Source organism: Corallococcus sp. bb12-1, assembly GCF_026626765.1.
In the GTDB taxonomy this organism is placed as follows: domain Bacteria; phylum Myxococcota; class Myxococcia; order Myxococcales; family Myxococcaceae; genus Corallococcus; species Corallococcus terminator.
On the sequence record NZ_JAPNJZ010000007.1, the window covers coordinates 185674 to 201569 of the forward strand.

Below are 15896 nucleotides of genomic sequence, written 5' to 3' on the forward strand. Positions count from 1 at the left end.
CTACCCTGCAGCCAAGGCCAGGTCTGGGCTGGAGGCCTGCACGCCCCTACGCTACGACCTACGTGAAGCCCGAGAGTCCCCACCGGGGGACAGGACTGCCAGCGAGGAGAGGAGCGGCAGCAGCTCAGGGGCGCAGCAGCCGCGCGGCGATCGGCAGGTGATCCGAGGGCTCGGTCTCCGACGGCATCGGCGTACGATCGTCCAGCTCCGGCAGCCAGACCGGCTGCGCCTGCAGCGCGCGCGAATGGAAGATGAAGTCAATCGCCTTGGCTTTGCCGTTCGCGTTGCAGGTCGGCTGGTGCTGTCCCTCGTAGGCATCGAGCAGCCCGGCCGCCGCGAACGCTCGGACCAGCGGTTCCCCGGGCTGTGCGTTGAAGTCGCCGCACACGACCCAGAGAGCCTCTGGGTCCCCCTGGACGAACTCTTCGATCAGCTCGGCCGCCTCCTGCATCCCCTGGTGTTGCTCCACGGGCCTGTCCGGCCGGTCCCAGCGCAGGTGCGTGCACGCCACGCGCAGTCGGTCTCCTCCAACGTCGAAATCCACGACCAGCGCCAGGTGCCCCGAAATGCGCCCGTCCTCCAGCCGGTCCCTGAAGTAATGGGCCCGGTGGCCCAGGCAGCGCTCCAGGCGGTGGAACACCGCGCAGCCGTCGGGCCGGCCCTGTTGCTTGAGGGCCAGCACGCCCGTGTACCCGCGCGCCTCCATCGCCGTCTGGAGCGTGGCGAAGCGGTCGGGCTCCACCTCCTGCAGGCAGACGATGTCCGCGTCCAGCCCCGCGATCCGGCGGGCCAACGCCTCTTGGCGCCCCTGCGGACGGAGGACGTCCGCGGGCGTGTGTGGGAACCACTCGGGCTTGACGTAGGCGTCCGCGAGGATGTTGTACGAGGCGATTCGCAGCTCTACCGCCATTGGCAGGTTCTCCTGTTCCGCCGCGAGTATAGGTGGAAGGAGGCGGCAACCGTTCGTGCCTCACAGGCCGGTCGAACAGGCGCTGCCATCCTGGTGGGAGAGGCGCGAACGAAGCCGTCGGCTCCTGCGAGCGCGTCCACCCGTGCATATCGATTCTGGAGTCCATGCGGATCCAGATTGGAAAGAGCAGCTCGCCGGATTGCGAAGCTGCCGCTCGGGAAGCGAGCCAACAGGCGCTGCGGGGAGCGGAGGCTCCCACCTTCGCCCTCGTCCTGTGCACGGACCAATACGACGCGGAAAGCTTCGCGGCCGCGGTCCGGAGGCAACTGGGGGACATTCCGTGGGCCGGCTGCTGCGCGGCGGGCGTCTTCGCGGGAACCGAGCTGTTGCTCCAGGGCATGGTGATCGCGCTCTTCTGCGGGAAGGACTTCCGCGTCGGGGTGGGAATGGGCGGGCCCGTCAGTGAGGATCCCAGAGCAGCCGGGCGCACCGCGGTGGCACGGGCCGTCGGGCAGTTGCCTCCCCTGCCGCCCGGACGTCGCCGGGCGCTGATCGTCCTCCCGGACGCCCTGAGCGGGGACCCGACAGAAGTCGTGCGAGGGGCCCAGCAGGAAGCGGGCGCGGGCGTCGGCTGGGCGGGAGGCGGCGCGGGAAACAACCTCCGGTTCGTCAAGACGGCCCAGTTCACGCAAGGGCAGGCCTACCGGGACCAGGTGGTGGTGATTGCCTTCGATGCCCAGGAGCCAATCGGTGTCGGCATTCAACACGGCTGGTATCCGTACGGCCCACCGACCCAGGTCACGAAGGCCCGAGGCACGACCGCCATCGAACTCGACTACGAGAGCGCGTTCGATGTCTACCGGCGCACGGCCTCCAGCCGGGGAGTCGAACTGGACATGCGGGACTTCACCCGCTTCGCGATGACGCACCCGCTGGGGATTCCCCAGGCCAGCGGAGAGTTCGTGATCCGTGACCCCATCTCCGTCGAGTCCGACGGTTCAATCCGCTACGTCGCGGAGATACCGGACGGCTCGCTCGTCCGCGTGATGGAGGGGGCGCGCGCGGACCTGCTCGACGCGGCGGCGGGTGCCGCCGCCATGGCCCGGAAGGGAACTCCTGGCCCGCTGGGCGGCGCGGTGGTGTTCGATTGCGTCTCCCGCTACCTCATCCTGGGCGAGGGGGTCCGGGATGAGCTCTTGAGATTCCAGGATGCGCTCGGGGAGGGGGTCCCGGTCGTGGGCTGTCTGACCCTTGGCGAGGTGGGGGCCCTGGGGGGAGGGGTTCCCCAGTTCCACAACAAGACGGCGGTGGTGCTCGCCTTTCCGGCGTGAGGGGACGAGGTGGGGCATGGAGGAGCACTGCGCGGACGCGGACCACAAGGTCACCGAGGAGCGGCTCGCGCTGCTGAGCGTGCTCCAGGAGCTCACCGTCGCGGCCCTCGACCTCCTGGATCCGAACAAGCCCGCCGACTCATTCCTGGACCGGGTCGCGGAGCGATTGGGGTGCATGGTCGCCCTGTGGCTCCAGACGGATGAGCAGGGCCGGGTCCGTCTTCAGGGCACGAGCGGACTGTCCACCGCATCCCGCCAACTCCCGATTCCGTGTCCCTCCGAGTCCCCCCTGGAGCGCGGGCCTGCCGAGCCGGACCTGCCCTATCCGGAGCTGGCATCGCCGGGGCTCGTGCGCTGGTCCGTTCCCATCGCGGACTCCGGGCCGGGCGCCGGGCACGTCTCCAGCGCGCTGCTGTTGTACTTCGACCGCGAGCCGCATCTGCCACGGCAGTACCGCGGCATGGTGGAGCGCCTTGGACGCGTCCTCCGCACCGCGCTCATCCACCGGCAGCTCTTCGCGCGGACCCTGGACAGCGAACGCGATCTCCACCAGCAGAAGACGCTGTTGGAGTCCCTGAGTGAAGCCTCCGTCGAGGGCATCCTGATCGCCTCTCCGGACGGGAGGATCCTCACCCACAACCGGCGCTTCGTGGAGATGTGGGGATTGGAGGAGGAGATCGAATCCGCGTCGAACGAGCTCCTGCTCCGTGCGATCTCGGAGCTCGTGGAGGAGCCCGCCAGGTTCCTGGCGCGCGCAGCCTCCTTCTTCGAACACATCACCACGTCGGGACACGACGAGCTTCGACTCAAGGATGGCCGGGTGTTCGACCAGTACAACGCCCCGGTGGTGAGCGCGGACGGTGTCTACTATGGGCGGGCCGTCTATTTCCGGGACATCACCGCCCGGCAGCGCACGGAGCGGGAGCTCCAGCGCGAGCGTGACTTCAGCTCGGCGGTCCTGGACACGGCCCGCGCACTGGTGATCGTCCTGGATCCGGAGGGACGGATCATCCGCTTCAACCGAGCGTGCCAGAAGGTGACGGGCTACTCCTTCGAGGAGCTCCGCGGCGCGCAGTTCTGGAAGCGGCTCCAGCCTCCGGAAGAAAGGGAGCAGGTCGAGGCGAACTACGCCGTGCTCGCGGCGGGCCAGGGGTTCGAACATTATGAGAGCCACTGGCTGACGCGGGAGGGAGAGCGCCGCCTCATCTCCTGGTCCAGCAATGCCCTGCGCGGCGAGACGGGAGCGGTTGAGTTCGTCATCGGCACCGGCATCGACATCACCGAGCAACGGCGGGCCGAGCAGGAGCGCGACCAGACCTTTCAGCGTGAGCAGCAGGCGCGTGCCCGGGCCGAGGAGCAGGAGGCGAGATCCGCGTTCCTGGCGGAAGCCTCCGGTCTGCTCGCCGGCGAACTCGCTCCCGAAGACGCACTGCGGAGCGTGGCCGCGCTGACCGTCCAGCGCTTCGCCGACTGGTGCACGGTCGATCTCCTGGACCCGGACCAATCCTTCCAGCGGATCACCGAGGCCCGCTCCGAAGCGCTTCGCGCCATGTCGCCGGCGAAGGTCCTCTGCGCGCCGCCTGATCTCAACGCGGCACATGGGCCCGGAAGGGTGCTCCGACTCGGCGAGCCAGAGTTCTTCCCGGAGGGCTGCCCCTCCGCGGCGCTGGGGTGCATGCGAGACGGCCAGGGGGGTGCGGGAGTCGTCGAGTTCGAATCCTTCATGTCGGTCCCGCTGCTCGCACGGGGCCATACGCTCGGCGCCATCACCCTGGCCCGGTCGGAGGCCGGCGGCCGCTACGGCCCGGCCGAGTTCGCCCTCGCACAGGAGCTGGCCCGCCGCGCGGCGATGGCCGTGGACAACGCACGCCTCTATCAACAGGCCCAGATGGCGATTGGACTTCGCGATGAGTTCCTCTCCATTGCCTCCCACGAGCTGAAGACCCCGGTCACGTCCCTCCAGTTGTCCGTGCAGGGATTGATGCGCCTCACCCGGACGGGAGCGCTCCGAACGGCGCCGGTGGAGACCGTGACCCACTCGCTCGAAGTCATCGAACGCCAGGCGAAGCGGATGGCGAAGCTCGTCAACACGCTGCTCGATGTCTCGCGCATCCATGCCGGACGGCTCGACCTCGAACTCGAAGAGGTGGATCTCGCCGCGCTGGTCCGGGACATCGCGGCGCGCTTCGCCCCCGAGCTGGCCACCTCCGGAACCCGGCTCCTGGTTCACGCCGACACTGCGATGCCGGGCGTGTGGGACCGGTCGCGGCTCGATCAGATCGTCACCAACCTGCTCTCGAATGCAATCAAGTACGGGGAGGGCAGGCCCATTGAAATCCGGGTCGAGGGCGACGCCGTGACGGCCCGCCTGGAGGTGAGGGATCAAGGCATTGGAATCCCAGCGGAACGGCACGCGCGGATCTTCCGGGCCTTCGAGCGCGCGGTGTCGTCGCGCCACTACGGAGGGCTGGGATTGGGCCTCCACATCGTGAACCAGCTCGTCGAAAGGCTGGGCGGGTCGGTTCGGGTCGAAAGCGAGACGGGGCGTGGATCCACCTTCACGGTGGAGCTTCCACGCCGCGGGCCCTCCGTGTCACCACCGGCACTGGAGGGCCGCCACGCCTCCGGGCTTCAATCGTGACGGGCGCCCGCGCCGCTCGTGGCGGGACGGGACTTCTGCCGCAGCGCCTGGGTACGGGCAATGAAGGCCCCCATGTGCACACCCGCCTGCTCGAATCGGAGCGCGGCGCGCTCGAGCGCCTCGTCCAACGACGCGACCACCTCATGTTGGTCCGCGGACGGCCGGACGAAGCTGGTGACGGCCCTCGCGAGTCTGGCGGTGGCCGAGTTGATCACCACGAAGAATCCCTTGCAGTAATCGCGCGCCAGGTCGGCGGTCTGGGTTTGATGATCCGCCAGCATCATCCGTTGTGTATGGTTCAGCGGACGGGAACGGGAGAAATCAATCACCAGGACATAGGGCTCACGCCTCTTGATGAGCTTGGAAAGGCTCTGGAGAATGCTTTCCATCTCCTTGTCCGTCGTGGTGTCGCTACGCTGGACGATGACCAGCGGCCAGAGTGATTCGTCGAGGGTGTACATAGAGGAAATGTCTCAAGCGGCAAGAACAGGGCCAGTGCCATGTATCCGGGAGCGCGGTATCGCGTCAGCGGCTTCCGGTGAAGCATACCGCACCCGGGTGTCACGGTGTATCACGCCCTGAAACAAGCAGGCGGCCGTGGCGAGGCGACATCGGGGAGGAAGCAGGGCAGCGCATGGCGGTACCGAGCGACGGAGCCCCAGCCGGTTGGCTGCACGGTCTGCATCGTGCTTTCACGTGGCAGGGCGCCGTCGATCAGCGCAAAGACAGACACAACGCGCAATCCAAGGTCGGCTGGAGTCGTGGTGCCCTGGTGATTGAGCGCATCGGAAGTTCAGAGGCCCAGGGCCCCGGGGGCAGGAGGGCTCCCCCAAGCAGACGAGGAGGGGGAGAGCGTGGCACCCGAGACAGCGGCCAGGAAGGGGAGGCCGCGCTCTGCGGTGCTGGCCTCGGCGGTCATCATTCCTGCTCCCCCTTTGAGCCTCCGCGGCCCGGCTCTCCGTTGATTCCAGGAAGGGTCGACGGGGCTGGACGGAGGGGGCTCCCTGCGTCGGTGGGTCGCCGGGTGCGGCCGTCGCGGGCGTTGCTACGTTGAGGGCGGGAGGTCGCGCTCCTGCCTCGCGACACGCCTGTTCATGGACCTCTACAGCGCCGCAAAGCGGATGGCCCGCCCCTTCCGGTTCACCAACCCGGCGTCCTACCGGGAGGTCCCCCTGGCGGGCCGTGGGGTGATTGGCGACGGAAGCTCCTGCGCGCTCGTCCGGCCGGACGGCGTCATCGACTGGCTTTGCTTCCCCCGCTTCGACAGCCCGAGCGTCTTCGCGGGCATCCTCGATGACGAGAAGGGCGGCATCACCGGCATCACTCCCGTCGTGTGGCCCTTCGAGAGCCTGCAGCGCTACGACCCGGACACCAACGTCCTGGAGACGCTGTTCCGCTTCGAGCGCAAGGGTGCCATCCGCATCATCGACTCCATGCCGTGGACCAACGATCCGCGCTCCACCATCCACGAGGTGCACCGGCGCATCGAGTGCCTCGAAGGCGCGGTGGAGCTGAACATCGTCTTCGACCCGCGCTTCGATTACGGGGCGTCGCAGACGCGGGTGGAGCGGGAGGAGCACGGCCTGGTCGCACGCGGGTCGGGAGGGGAGCGGCTGGTCGCCGTGCTCAGCGGGGAGGCGGAATGGCGGCCCTGCCGGGAGCTGCGCGGCCAACCCTGCCGGGGAGACACGGGCCTCCAGACGCGCATCCGGATGGGGCCGGGCGAGCGGCGCTGGATGATCCTGTCGTGGGACTCGGACCGGCCGGAGCCTCTTGCCGCGTACCGGCCCTTCGATCACCTTCGGGATACCCGCCAGGCCTGGCGCCAGTGGGCGCAACAGCTCCACTACGAAGGGCCGTGGCGGCACCACGTCCTGCGCTCCGCGCTGACGCTGAAGATGCTGATGTACGGCCCCACGGGCGCGATGGTGGCCGCGCCCACCACCTCGCTCCCCGAGTGGATTGGGGGGCCTCGCAACTGGGACTACCGCTTCAGTTGGGTCCGCGACTCAGCGATGGCGGTACGCGCCACCAACCTCCTCGGCTTCCTGGGTGAGTCGCGCGAGTTCTTCTACTTCATGCGCGACACGTTGCAGCGCGGTGACCTGCTTCAGGTGATGTACACGCTGGACGGTGGCCCCGTGCCGCCGGAAACGGAGCTGACCCAACTCACCGGCTTCCAGGGCTCGCGGCCGGTGCGGCTGGGCAACGGCGCGAGGGACCAGTTCCAATTCGACACCGCGGGTGCGCTGCTCGACGCGGCGTACCTCTATGAGCGCTCCGGCGGGCGGCTGCCGCTGCGCACCTGGAGGCTGCTCCGCTCGGTCATCCAGACCACCGCCCGCCGCTGGCGCGAGCCCGACCACGGCATCTGGGAGCCGCGCCGGGAGATGCGGCACAACGTCCACTCGAAGCTCATGGGGTGGCTGGCCCTGCGCCGGGGACAGCACCTGGCACGGCTCTTTGGTGAGACGGCGCTGGAGCAGTCCAGTGCCGCCCTGGCGGACGTCATCCGGGCGGACATCCTTCGCAACGGCGTGGACCCGGCGCGCAAGCACTTCGTCGGAGCCTACGGAGGCAACGAGCCGGACGCCGCGCTGCTGCTCCTGCCCATCGTCGGCTGCTTCCGGGCGACGGACCCGTTCATCCTGAGGACCATCGACTGGCTGCGCGGGGAGTTGGGCGCGGGCCCCTTCCTGCGCCGATACCGGATGGATGACGGGGTAGGGGGGCCGGAGGGAGGCTTCATCCTCTGTGGCTTCTGGCTGGCCGAGGCGCTGGCGCTGGCCAACCGCATCGAAGAGGCCGAGGACGTCTTTGTCGCGCACGCGGAGGCGTCGAACCATCTGGGACTGCTGGCGGAGGAAGTCCACCCGCTGACCCGCGAGCAGTTGGGAAACTTCCCGCAGGCCTTCAGCCACCTCGGCCTCATCAGCGCCGCCGCGCGCATCGACCGCGCGCTCAGGCTTCGAGACGAGGGGCAGTCGGAGCCCCCCCACCTCCTGGAGCCCGAGCCGCCACCCATTGAATGACCCGGCTCTTCCTCGACACAGAAGCGCCTGGCGGCACCTGGCGTGTGCCCTGGCGAGGTGTCGTTGGGGAGGGGCCAGCGGCGGATTCAGTGCGCGGTGAAGCCCCCATCGACCGGCACTTCACCAGGCGTAGGCCATCGGCGCCTCGCCGCCCGGGCCAGGCCAGATGGCGTCCAGCTTCGCCAGCGTCTCGGCCGGGAGGCGCAGCGACGGCGCCTTCAGGCTCTGGCGCAACTGCTCCACCGTGCGAGGGCCGCTGATGACGGAGGTGACCACCGGATTGTGGAGGAGCCAGGCCAGGGCCACGTCAGCAGGCGTCTCGCCCAGCGCGTCGCACAGCGCCTCGTAGGCCTCGAGCCGCGGGCGCAGCTTGTTGATTCGCTCCTGCATGTGCGGCGACGCCCGGCGCCCCTGGACCGCCTTGCGCAGCGCACCGCCCAGGAGCCCCATGCCGATGGGGCTCCACGGGATGAGGCCCACGCCGAAGTGGCGCAGCGCCGGGATGACCTCGAGTTCGATGGTGCGCTGGGTGAGGTTGTAGAGGCTCTGCTCCGACGCCAGCCCGAGCAGGTTGCGCCGGGCAGCCGTGGGACCGAAGCGAGGGAAAGGGCTCCTCATCCACCAAGACCTCCTTGCGGCAAATCCACACGAAGCGCGGGAGCGCCACGAAGCCCGGGCAAGCTCAGTACTCGGAGGAGCCTGCGTCGTGTTCGGTGAAAAGTGCGCAGGGCGGGTGACAGTTCCAAGGGCCAGGGGTGTTCGTCATTCCGACACAGCCCCGCGGGCGACCGCCCACTCCGCCATGAAAGGGGGACCCCGATGTTTCCTGAATCCGGGCTCAGCAACCTCGCTGCCGTCGCGCTGACGACCGTCGCGACCCTGGCCTCCGCGGCCGGGGCGCCCCTCCCATCGCAGTCCGCCTTCTTCCTGTCCCGTAGCGAGAACCGGAACCAGGTCCATTACGCCCTGCGCCTGGACGAGGCCTGTCGCCCCGTGGGGACGCGTCCCGTGCAGGTGTACTGGCGGATGTTGGAGCGTGGGGCATCGGAGGTGGAGGAGCTGCTGGGGGTCGAGCAATCCGTGTATGGGCTGGAGGACCCGCAGCCGGTCGACGCCACCGCGGATGGCTGGCGAGTGCGGGTGCGCCTGCGGGCCTTTGCCTCGCGCCCCATCGACATCACCACCGCGCGGGTCGACGGCGAATGCCGGGTCCAGGCGTGGACGAAGCTGGGCAACAGCGTCTCCCGACTGGAACACGTCTTCGTGAAGACGTCCTGGCCCTTCTCGGTTGACTTCGTGCGGCTGGAGGGTGTGGGCCCGGAAGGGCAGCCAGTCCAAGAGCTGATTCGCGAGTGAGGTGGGATTCCCTGCACTCCTGCGGGCGCGGCTCCGTGGCGAAGGGAGGGCATGTTGTGATTCGATGCCGCTCAACCCCTCAAGGAGAGACACGCCATGAAGAGCTTCCTGGGTGTGCTGACGGTGCTCGTCGTCCCGGTGCTGGTGGCCTGTGGTGGATTGGAACCTGTCGAGGCCCCGGAGCTGGGGCAGGCGTCGAGCGCCCTCGTCACGTGCTCACAGACCTGTCCGAATGGCTCGACGGTGTCTTGTGAGGGGAACACCTGTTCGGTGCAGGCGGACTCCGTCGAGTGCGATGGCCTCTACAATATCTGTTTCACACCCATCCCCATCTGTGGGCTGAACAACCGCTGCAGCAAGCTCGCGGGGACCCCGTGTTCGCCCGTTGGCGGGTCGCGGAGTTGCTGTCTGACGGGCCACCCCAATCCCAATTGCTTCTGTACGCCCCTTGGCGTCTGGGCCTGCAGCGCGTTGTGACGCGCCCGGGGCCGTGTGTGCGCCATGCCTGACGCGCTGCATGCGCCCATGCGTTGGGGCGCATCAGGAGCGCATCGGGTCCCGGCGCTCTGGGGTGGCCCCCGCGCTGGGGCCAACCGGGGAGCACGACGAGTGCTACGCGCGCACTTCAGCCGGGAGGTGATGCCCAGGGGACGTGACGCGCGTCACGCGGCCCGCTATGTCCCTACTGCGTGAGCACCCCCCTCCTCACCCTGCTTGCCCTCCTGGGCTTCGCCGCGAACTCGCTGCTGTGCCGCGCTGCCCTCTCGGGTGGCGCGGCGCGGGGCATCGACGCGGGTTCGTTCACGCTGGTGCGGCTTGCGTCGGGAGCGCTGGTGCTCGCGCTGCTGCTGCGGCTCCGACGGGGCGGCCGCAGGGAGACGGGGCACGGGAGCTGGGCCTCGGCGCTTGCGCTCTTCGCGTATGCGGCCGGCTTCAGCTTCGCGTACGTGCGCATCGGCGCGGGCGTGGGCGCCCTGCTGCTCTTCGGCTGCGTGCAGCTCACCATGCTCGGGGCAGGGCTCGCGCGCGGTGAGCGGCCGCGCGCGCTCGAGTGGGTGGGTCTCGCGGTGGCACTCGCGGGGTTCGCGGGGCTCATGCTTCCTGGAGCGAGCGCGCCGGATGCGCTCGGCGCGGGGCTCATGGCCGGGGCGGGCGTGGCGTGGGGCATCTACAGCCTGCGGGGGCGTGGGAGCACGGACCCTCTCGCGGCAACGGCCGGCAACTTCGTGCGCAGCGTGCCGCTGGCCCTTGCACTCGTGATGCTCGCCCGCGCTCTGGATGCGGCCCCACATCCGTCGTCGAAGGGGCTGCTGCTCGCGGTCACGTCAGGCGCGCTCGCCTCGGGCGTGGGCTACAGCCTCTGGTACGCAGCGCTGCCCCACCTGAGCAGCGCGCGCGCGGCGGTGGTGCAACTGTGCGTCCCGGTCATCGCGGCGGTGGGCGCGGTGCTGCTGCTCGGAGAGCCCCTCACCCAGCGGCTGCTGCTGGGTGGCACCGCGCTGCTCGCGGGCGTTCTGCTGAGCCTGCGTGCGAAGCCGCGTCCTATGACGGCGAAACACTGACGCGGCCTCGCTCCTGCTGGGTACGGTGTGGCGGCAGGCGCCGGGTGTCGGCGTATCTGGCGGCACCCGACGGGGGGCGCGCCATTTCGACCCGGTCGAGCCGTGCGCCCGCAAACTGGCGGCTCCAGGAATTCGCGGTTAACTTGTCCCACGACGTCCCCCCACTCGCCTGCGCCGTCGAGGGATTCGTGGCCTACAACAGTGTTCAGTTCCTCGGGTTCTCCATCAACACGATGCCCGCGGCGGATGCGGATCCCACCAATCCCTTCCAGTTGAAGTACCTGGGTAATGCGAACAGCAAGATCGACGTGTCCAAGCGCTGTCAGGTCATGATGGATGCGGTGCGGGCGGCCGCGAAGAGCGTGACCATCGCAGGCAGCAACACGCTGAAGATCTTCATGGCACCGGAGTTCTTCTTCCGTGGCGATGGCGGCGCCTATCCCATCGAAGAGGTGTCGACGATCCTGCCCAGGCTTCGGCAGTGGACCCACTCCTCGGCCTACAAGGACTGGCTCTTCGTCTTCGGATCGGCGCTGGGCTACCTGACCGACGGCAAGGCCAAGGAGATTTTCAATGTCGCGCTGATCCAGCGAGGCGGGACTGAAGCGGACGACAAGGACAACGCCAGGCTGGTCTTCAAGGAGTACATCTCACGCGTCGATTTCATCCGCCCCAAAGCGTACACCGGTAAAGCATGTCCCAACTGCAACACCATGGTCTACGCGAACGACTTCACGAACTGGGATATCAACCGGCCCGATCACCGGCTGGCGCTGGCGAACACGCCGGATCAACGCATGAGCGTGCTCAGGCCCACCCAGGGCTCAAGGGATCATCTCTCCAAGAACACGAACGCTCCCGGGCGCGGAAAGGAAAACAGTGCGTCCGGCCTGGGCGGTGGAGGCCACTTCACCATGGCGGGTATCCGCTTCGGCCTGGAAGTCTGCCTCGATCACTTCAAGGGGAGGCTCAAGGCTTCGCCGCCCGCGGCCGGTGAGGACTATCCGCAGATCCACTTGATTCCCTCCGCGGGGATCAACATCACCCAGGCGTCAGTGGCCTGCGCGAACCAGGGCATCATCTTCAACGTGGACGGAGGCGGGCACATCCAACTGGCACAGAACACGGGGACCTACGATGTCCCCAACGTCAACTCCTGGGCCTGGCTCTTTCCGCCGAACACCGTAGGCTGGGCCGACGCGAAGCTGGTCCAGCCCAGGAACGACGGCGCTGATTACTTCGTCGGAGGCGGCGGCATGGTCTACATCTCCTATGTGGCCAACCTTCCGCCAACGGTCCCCGCGCCGCCCTGAGCCCCAGGCGCGCGGGGGAGAATCGGTAAGGCCCAGCCGCAAGGCCGACCCCCACCGCCACGGTGCCGTTCGTCATGGGGGAGGAGTACGGGACTTGAACCTGTGGGCCAAGGCGATGGGAAACCCAGGCAGGACGCGCTGTTACCCGCTATCCCGCCTGGACGCTAACGAGAGCTGAAGAGGGTATGAAGCATCGGGGCGGACAGCGCTCCGAAGATGATGCTTGCGGCGCCCACTACGTTCCAGGTGCTGAAGGGACGCGTTTCCTGGATGACATCCAGCCAGAACGTGGCGTCTGCCTTGTCGCTGGACATCAGCGCCTGAGGGATGGCCCGTGTCTTGAGCTGGTTCCAGTGCCGACCGACTTCCATCAATGGCAGGGAGACCGCGCCCCAGGTCAGCATCGTGAACACATGGAACGTGAACGCGAACAACAGTAACTGCCCATCTTGAAAGATGCTGATGCTGCGCCAGACAAAGAGGGAGAGGGTGAGGGCGAAAGCGCCCAGGACCGCGGAGACTGCCTGCCAGTGGAGGAAGACGCTCCGCACATGCGCGATGCGGGCGGCGCTCAAGAGCTCCTGGCGCGGATCCGGAATCGAAGCGGGAAGCTCACTTCGAACGGCATGAAGATGGGCCCGCCATTGTCCCATATCGTGGCGAGCAGGATCATCAGGCCCAGGATTTCGAATTCTTGATAGGCGAACGATGGCAGGTCGATGTCTGATTGGGTGAAGACGTAGATGCTTCGCTCTTCGCCCTCGGGCAGGAATGCCCTGGCCAGGCTCGGCAGCTCCAGGAGAAGGTAAAGGCCCGTGCCCGTGAGGATGGGGGGCGTGAAGCGTCGAAGGCCTGGCTCGGTTGCTCCGCGCGGCTTGAGGATGACAGCGATTCCAAGCAGGCAGGTGTAGAGCATTGGCCAGTAGAACGTGTTCAGGAAGCTGTTCGAGAAGGCGTTGATGATGTGATGGGAATGCCCGGACAAGTCCTCCATGAGAGCCTTCCGGAATTCAAGGTTCGTCTCGATGTCCTGCCGCACCTCTCCTGGGAGGGGCGAAAGCAGCTGCTCGTTCAGTTCATCAACGCGGGCCTGCTCATCTTTTCTGATCTTTGGGAGGGGACGGGGTGGATGTGAGGAGTCGGTTGCTGCTGGACAGAGCGGTTCTGTTTCTCGGTCTTTGCTTTTGAACGGGCCATGATTCCCTCTCCGGTCAATGGCTTTCAGCCGCCGATGCTTCAATGAACGCGCAGGTTTGCGGCCCCCTTCGCGTCATTCCCCCAGGCGGGTGCGCAGCGCCTCCACCCGGCTTCGGCCCACGGGCAGGCGGGTGCCGTCCCGCAGCTGCACCTCGGTGCGTGAGCCCTCCAACGTCCACAGCCGCACCACCTCCGAGACGCGGGCCAGGTGGGAGCGGTGGATGCGCAGGAAGTCCGATGGGAGCAACACCTGGAGTCGCTCCAGGCTCTTCTCGCTCAGCTCCGTCCTTCCGTCGCGCAGCACCAGGTCGCTGTAGTCGCCCGCCGCGCGGACGTAAGAGACGTCCGCCACCGACACGAGGACGATGCCGCGCGGCTTGCGCACCGCCAGCGCGCTCAAGGGGGAAGCGGAGCGGCCCTGGACGCGGGCGAAGGCCTTGCCGAGCCGCTCGGCCGTGTAGGGCTTGGGCACGAAGTCGAGCACGCCCAGCTCGTAGGCGCGCAGCGCCTGATCCCCGTTCGCCGACACCACCACGGTGTGGAACGCGCCGGCGACGGCCTCCGTCAAGAGCTCGAAGCCGTCATCTCCGGTGAGGTGGAGGTCGAGCAGCACCAGCTCCACCCCGCGCCCGGCCAGCACGTCGCGCGCCTCGTCCAGGGTGGCGCAGGCCTGCGCGGCCGGCGCATCCGGGCCCAGCAGCTCGCGACACAGCCTCACCAGTCGCTGCGCGGCCAGCGGCTCGTCCTCGACGATGAGCACCCTCACCGCGGCACCTCCACCCGCGTCGTCCACCCCTCCTCATGGGGGCCCGCCTCCAGCCGCCACGCGCCGGGAAAGGCCTCTTCCAGCCTCGCGGCCACATAGCGTGTCCCCGTGCCCTCTCCCATCACCGCGCGTCCCGCGCCCACGCCGCGAGGAGCCACCAGCCGGTAGCCGCGACGGCCGGGCATCCGCTCGCCCTCGATGCGGAAGGTGGTGGGCTCGACGTAGCGGTTGTGGCTGAAGGCGTTCTCCAGCAGCGTGTGGAACAGCGCCGGTGGCACGGTGGCGTCCAGGTCGGGGGCCCCGCGCACGTCGAGCTCGAAGCGCGTGCCCTGCCGGAAGCTCATCAGCGCCAGGTATGCCCGGCACAGCTCCAGCTCCCGCGAGAGCGCCACGGTCCGCGCGCCCGACATGCCGACGAGGTGCCGGTACACCTCCCCCAGCGTTTCAATGAAGTGCACCGCCCGCGCTGGCGCCGTCTCCACCGTCTCCGTCAGCGCGGCCAGGGTGTTCATCAGGAAGTGGGGTTGCAGGCTGCGTGAGAGCAGGTCCAGTTGCAGGCGCTCCGTGGCACGCAGGGCCTCGGACAGCCGCGCCTCCCACAGGCGCACCTGACGCGCGTGCGCGACGGAGGCGGACAGCAGCACGCCGAAGGCGATGAAGAAGCCCCGCCCCTGGAAGCTCTCCGGGTCCATCACGAGGAGGGCCGTGGCGAAGAGGACGCAGGCGAGCACTCCGCGGGCGCCGGGCTTGCGCTGGCGCACCGCCCCCACGCAAAGCCCCAGGGACACGGCGAGGGACAGCGCGAGCGCCACCACCCCCCGGGCATCGAACCCCGGCACCCAGGCGACGGCGAGCAGTCCTCCGGCCAGGAGCGCGAACAGCCAGCGCCTTCCGGGCGCATCGAAGGCCACGGCCAACGCCGCGGGCAGGAGCAGGGCCACCGCGACCAACGCCGCGAGCAGCAGCCGCAGCCGGACGACCTGGAGCGGATACGCGTACGAGGACACGCCGCGCCAGCTCTCCAGCAGCACCAGCGCCGAGGCCGCGAGGCATGCGAGCCCGAGCAGGAGCGCGGTCATGCGTCGGGGCCCGGACGCGGCACGCACCAGAAGGTGCAATCCCATCAGCACCAGCGCGCCCAGCGTGCAGAGCGCGGGCAGCAGCGCTTCCAGCCGCGCGCGGGCGAGGACGGCCGCGTCGCCCACCCGCGCCTCATGGAGGATCCCCACGGGCTGGAAGCCCAGGTGGTGGCTGCTCAGCCGCAGCGTCAGGACATGCGCGCCCGGGGTGGCTCCCTCCAGGGAGAGCGGCAGCAGCACGTCCACGCGCCCAGGCAGCTCGCTCTCTGGACTCGCCCCCGGCTGGCCGTTGCGCCCGATGGGCACGCCATCCCAGAAGGCCTCCCATGCGCCGAGGACCCCGAGGGTGAGCGCGGGCAGCGGGGCCCCGGGCTCGCGCACGGGCACCTGGACCCGCGTGCGCAGCCACATGGGCCCGGACGTGGGCACCACGCGGTCGGCGCGCACCGGGTGCCAGCCCGTGGAGTCCACGGCGAGAGCCCGCTCCAGGGGAAGGTCCTCCGGGTGCAACTCCACTTGTCCGTCCTCCATCGCGGGGACGGCGGCGGTGAGCAGGACGGCGAGGAGCGAGGGCAGGCAGGAAGGGAGCGCCACTGCCACCACGCTACCCCGGGCCCCCGGGTGGGGCACCACCGTCCGGCGACGGCACGAGCCGTTGGGCGACGCGGGCCCGCGTGCGGCGCTTCCGGGCCGCATCCTCACGGGCCTC

14 protein-coding genes are annotated in these 15896 nt (G+C 68.8%); 7 read left to right on the forward strand and 7 right to left on the reverse strand.

Annotated features, from left to right (window positions below; all coding sequences use genetic code 11):
- Positions 1–124: 124 nt before the first annotated feature.
- Entirely contained in the window at positions 125–910 is a 786-nt protein-coding gene (locus OV208_RS11505) for an endonuclease/exonuclease/phosphatase family protein (protein ID WP_267573879.1), read from the reverse strand.
- A gap of 164 nt (positions 911–1074) precedes the next feature.
- On the opposite strand from OV208_RS11505, the gene OV208_RS11510 reads away from it, so the two are divergent.
- Together OV208_RS11510 and OV208_RS11515 are read left to right on the forward strand one after the other, a co-directional pair.
- Entirely contained in the window at positions 1075–2241 is a 1167-nt protein-coding gene (locus OV208_RS11510; protein ID WP_267573880.1) for an FIST signal transduction protein, read from the forward strand.
- Between the two features lie 16 nt (positions 2242–2257).
- A complete protein-coding gene (locus OV208_RS11515) occupies positions 2258–4882 on the forward strand; it encodes an ATP-binding protein (RefSeq protein WP_267573881.1) in 2625 nt (874 codons plus the stop codon).
- On the opposite strand, the gene OV208_RS11520 is transcribed toward OV208_RS11515, so the two are convergent.
- Positions 4873–5343 (reverse strand): hypothetical protein, encoded by a 471-nt coding sequence (locus OV208_RS11520; protein ID WP_267573882.1) that lies wholly within the window; start codon positions 5341–5343, stop codon positions 4873–4875. The two genes, OV208_RS11515 and OV208_RS11520, sit on opposite strands and share 10 nt — an antisense overlap.
- Before the next feature lie 660 nt (positions 5344–6003).
- Here OV208_RS11520 and OV208_RS11525 point away from each other — a divergent pair.
- Complete coding sequence (locus OV208_RS11525) at positions 6004–7914, forward strand: glycoside hydrolase family 15 protein (RefSeq protein ID WP_267573883.1); 1911 nt, start codon at positions 6004–6006, stop codon at positions 7912–7914.
- 120 nt (positions 7915–8034) lie between these two features.
- On the opposite strand, the gene OV208_RS11530 is transcribed toward OV208_RS11525, so the two are convergent.
- Positions 8035–8532, reverse strand: a complete 498-nt coding sequence (locus OV208_RS11530) for an aldo/keto reductase (protein WP_267573884.1) — start codon at positions 8530–8532, stop codon at positions 8035–8037.
- A 201-nt stretch (positions 8533–8733) separates the two neighbouring features.
- On the opposite strand from OV208_RS11530, the gene OV208_RS11535 reads away from it, so the two are divergent.
- From OV208_RS11535 to OV208_RS11550, 4 genes are all read left to right on the forward strand, one after another.
- The gene (locus OV208_RS11535; protein ID WP_267573885.1) at positions 8734–9270 is read left to right on the forward strand and encodes a DUF4833 domain-containing protein; all 537 of its coding nucleotides are present in this window, start codon (positions 8734–8736) and stop codon (positions 9268–9270) included.
- A 96-nt stretch (positions 9271–9366) separates the two neighbouring features.
- Positions 9367–9747, forward strand: coding sequence for a hypothetical protein (locus tag OV208_RS11540; RefSeq protein ID WP_267573886.1), 381 nt, complete (start codon positions 9367–9369; stop codon positions 9745–9747).
- 212 nt (positions 9748–9959) lie between these two features.
- Positions 9960–10832, forward strand: coding sequence for a DMT family transporter (locus OV208_RS11545; protein ID WP_267573887.1), 873 nt, complete (start codon positions 9960–9962; stop codon positions 10830–10832).
- A gap of 188 nt (positions 10833–11020) precedes the next feature.
- A complete protein-coding gene (locus tag OV208_RS11550) occupies positions 11021–12145 on the forward strand; it encodes a hypothetical protein (RefSeq protein ID WP_267573888.1) in 1125 nt (374 codons plus the stop codon).
- Positions 12146–12309: 164 nt separating this feature from the next.
- Here OV208_RS11550 and OV208_RS11555 read toward each other — a convergent pair whose 3' ends face one another.
- The 4 genes from OV208_RS11555 to OV208_RS11570 form a co-directional block, all read right to left on the reverse strand.
- Complete coding sequence (locus tag OV208_RS11555) at positions 12310–12720, reverse strand: hypothetical protein (protein WP_267573889.1); 411 nt, start codon at positions 12718–12720, stop codon at positions 12310–12312.
- Positions 12717–13184: a hypothetical protein gene (locus OV208_RS11560; RefSeq protein ID WP_267573890.1), complete on the reverse strand. Its 468-nt coding sequence runs from the start codon at positions 13182–13184 to the stop codon at positions 12717–12719. The genes OV208_RS11555 and OV208_RS11560 overlap by 4 nt, the downstream gene beginning before the upstream one ends.
- Before the next feature lie 231 nt (positions 13185–13415).
- Positions 13416–14108, reverse strand: coding sequence for a LytR/AlgR family response regulator transcription factor (locus tag OV208_RS11565; protein WP_267573891.1), 693 nt, complete (start codon positions 14106–14108; stop codon positions 13416–13418).
- Entirely contained in the window at positions 14105–15883 is a 1779-nt protein-coding gene (locus OV208_RS11570) for a sensor histidine kinase (RefSeq protein WP_267573892.1), read from the reverse strand. The genes OV208_RS11565 and OV208_RS11570 overlap by 4 nt, the downstream gene beginning before the upstream one ends.
- Positions 15884–15896 lie beyond the last annotated feature (13 nt).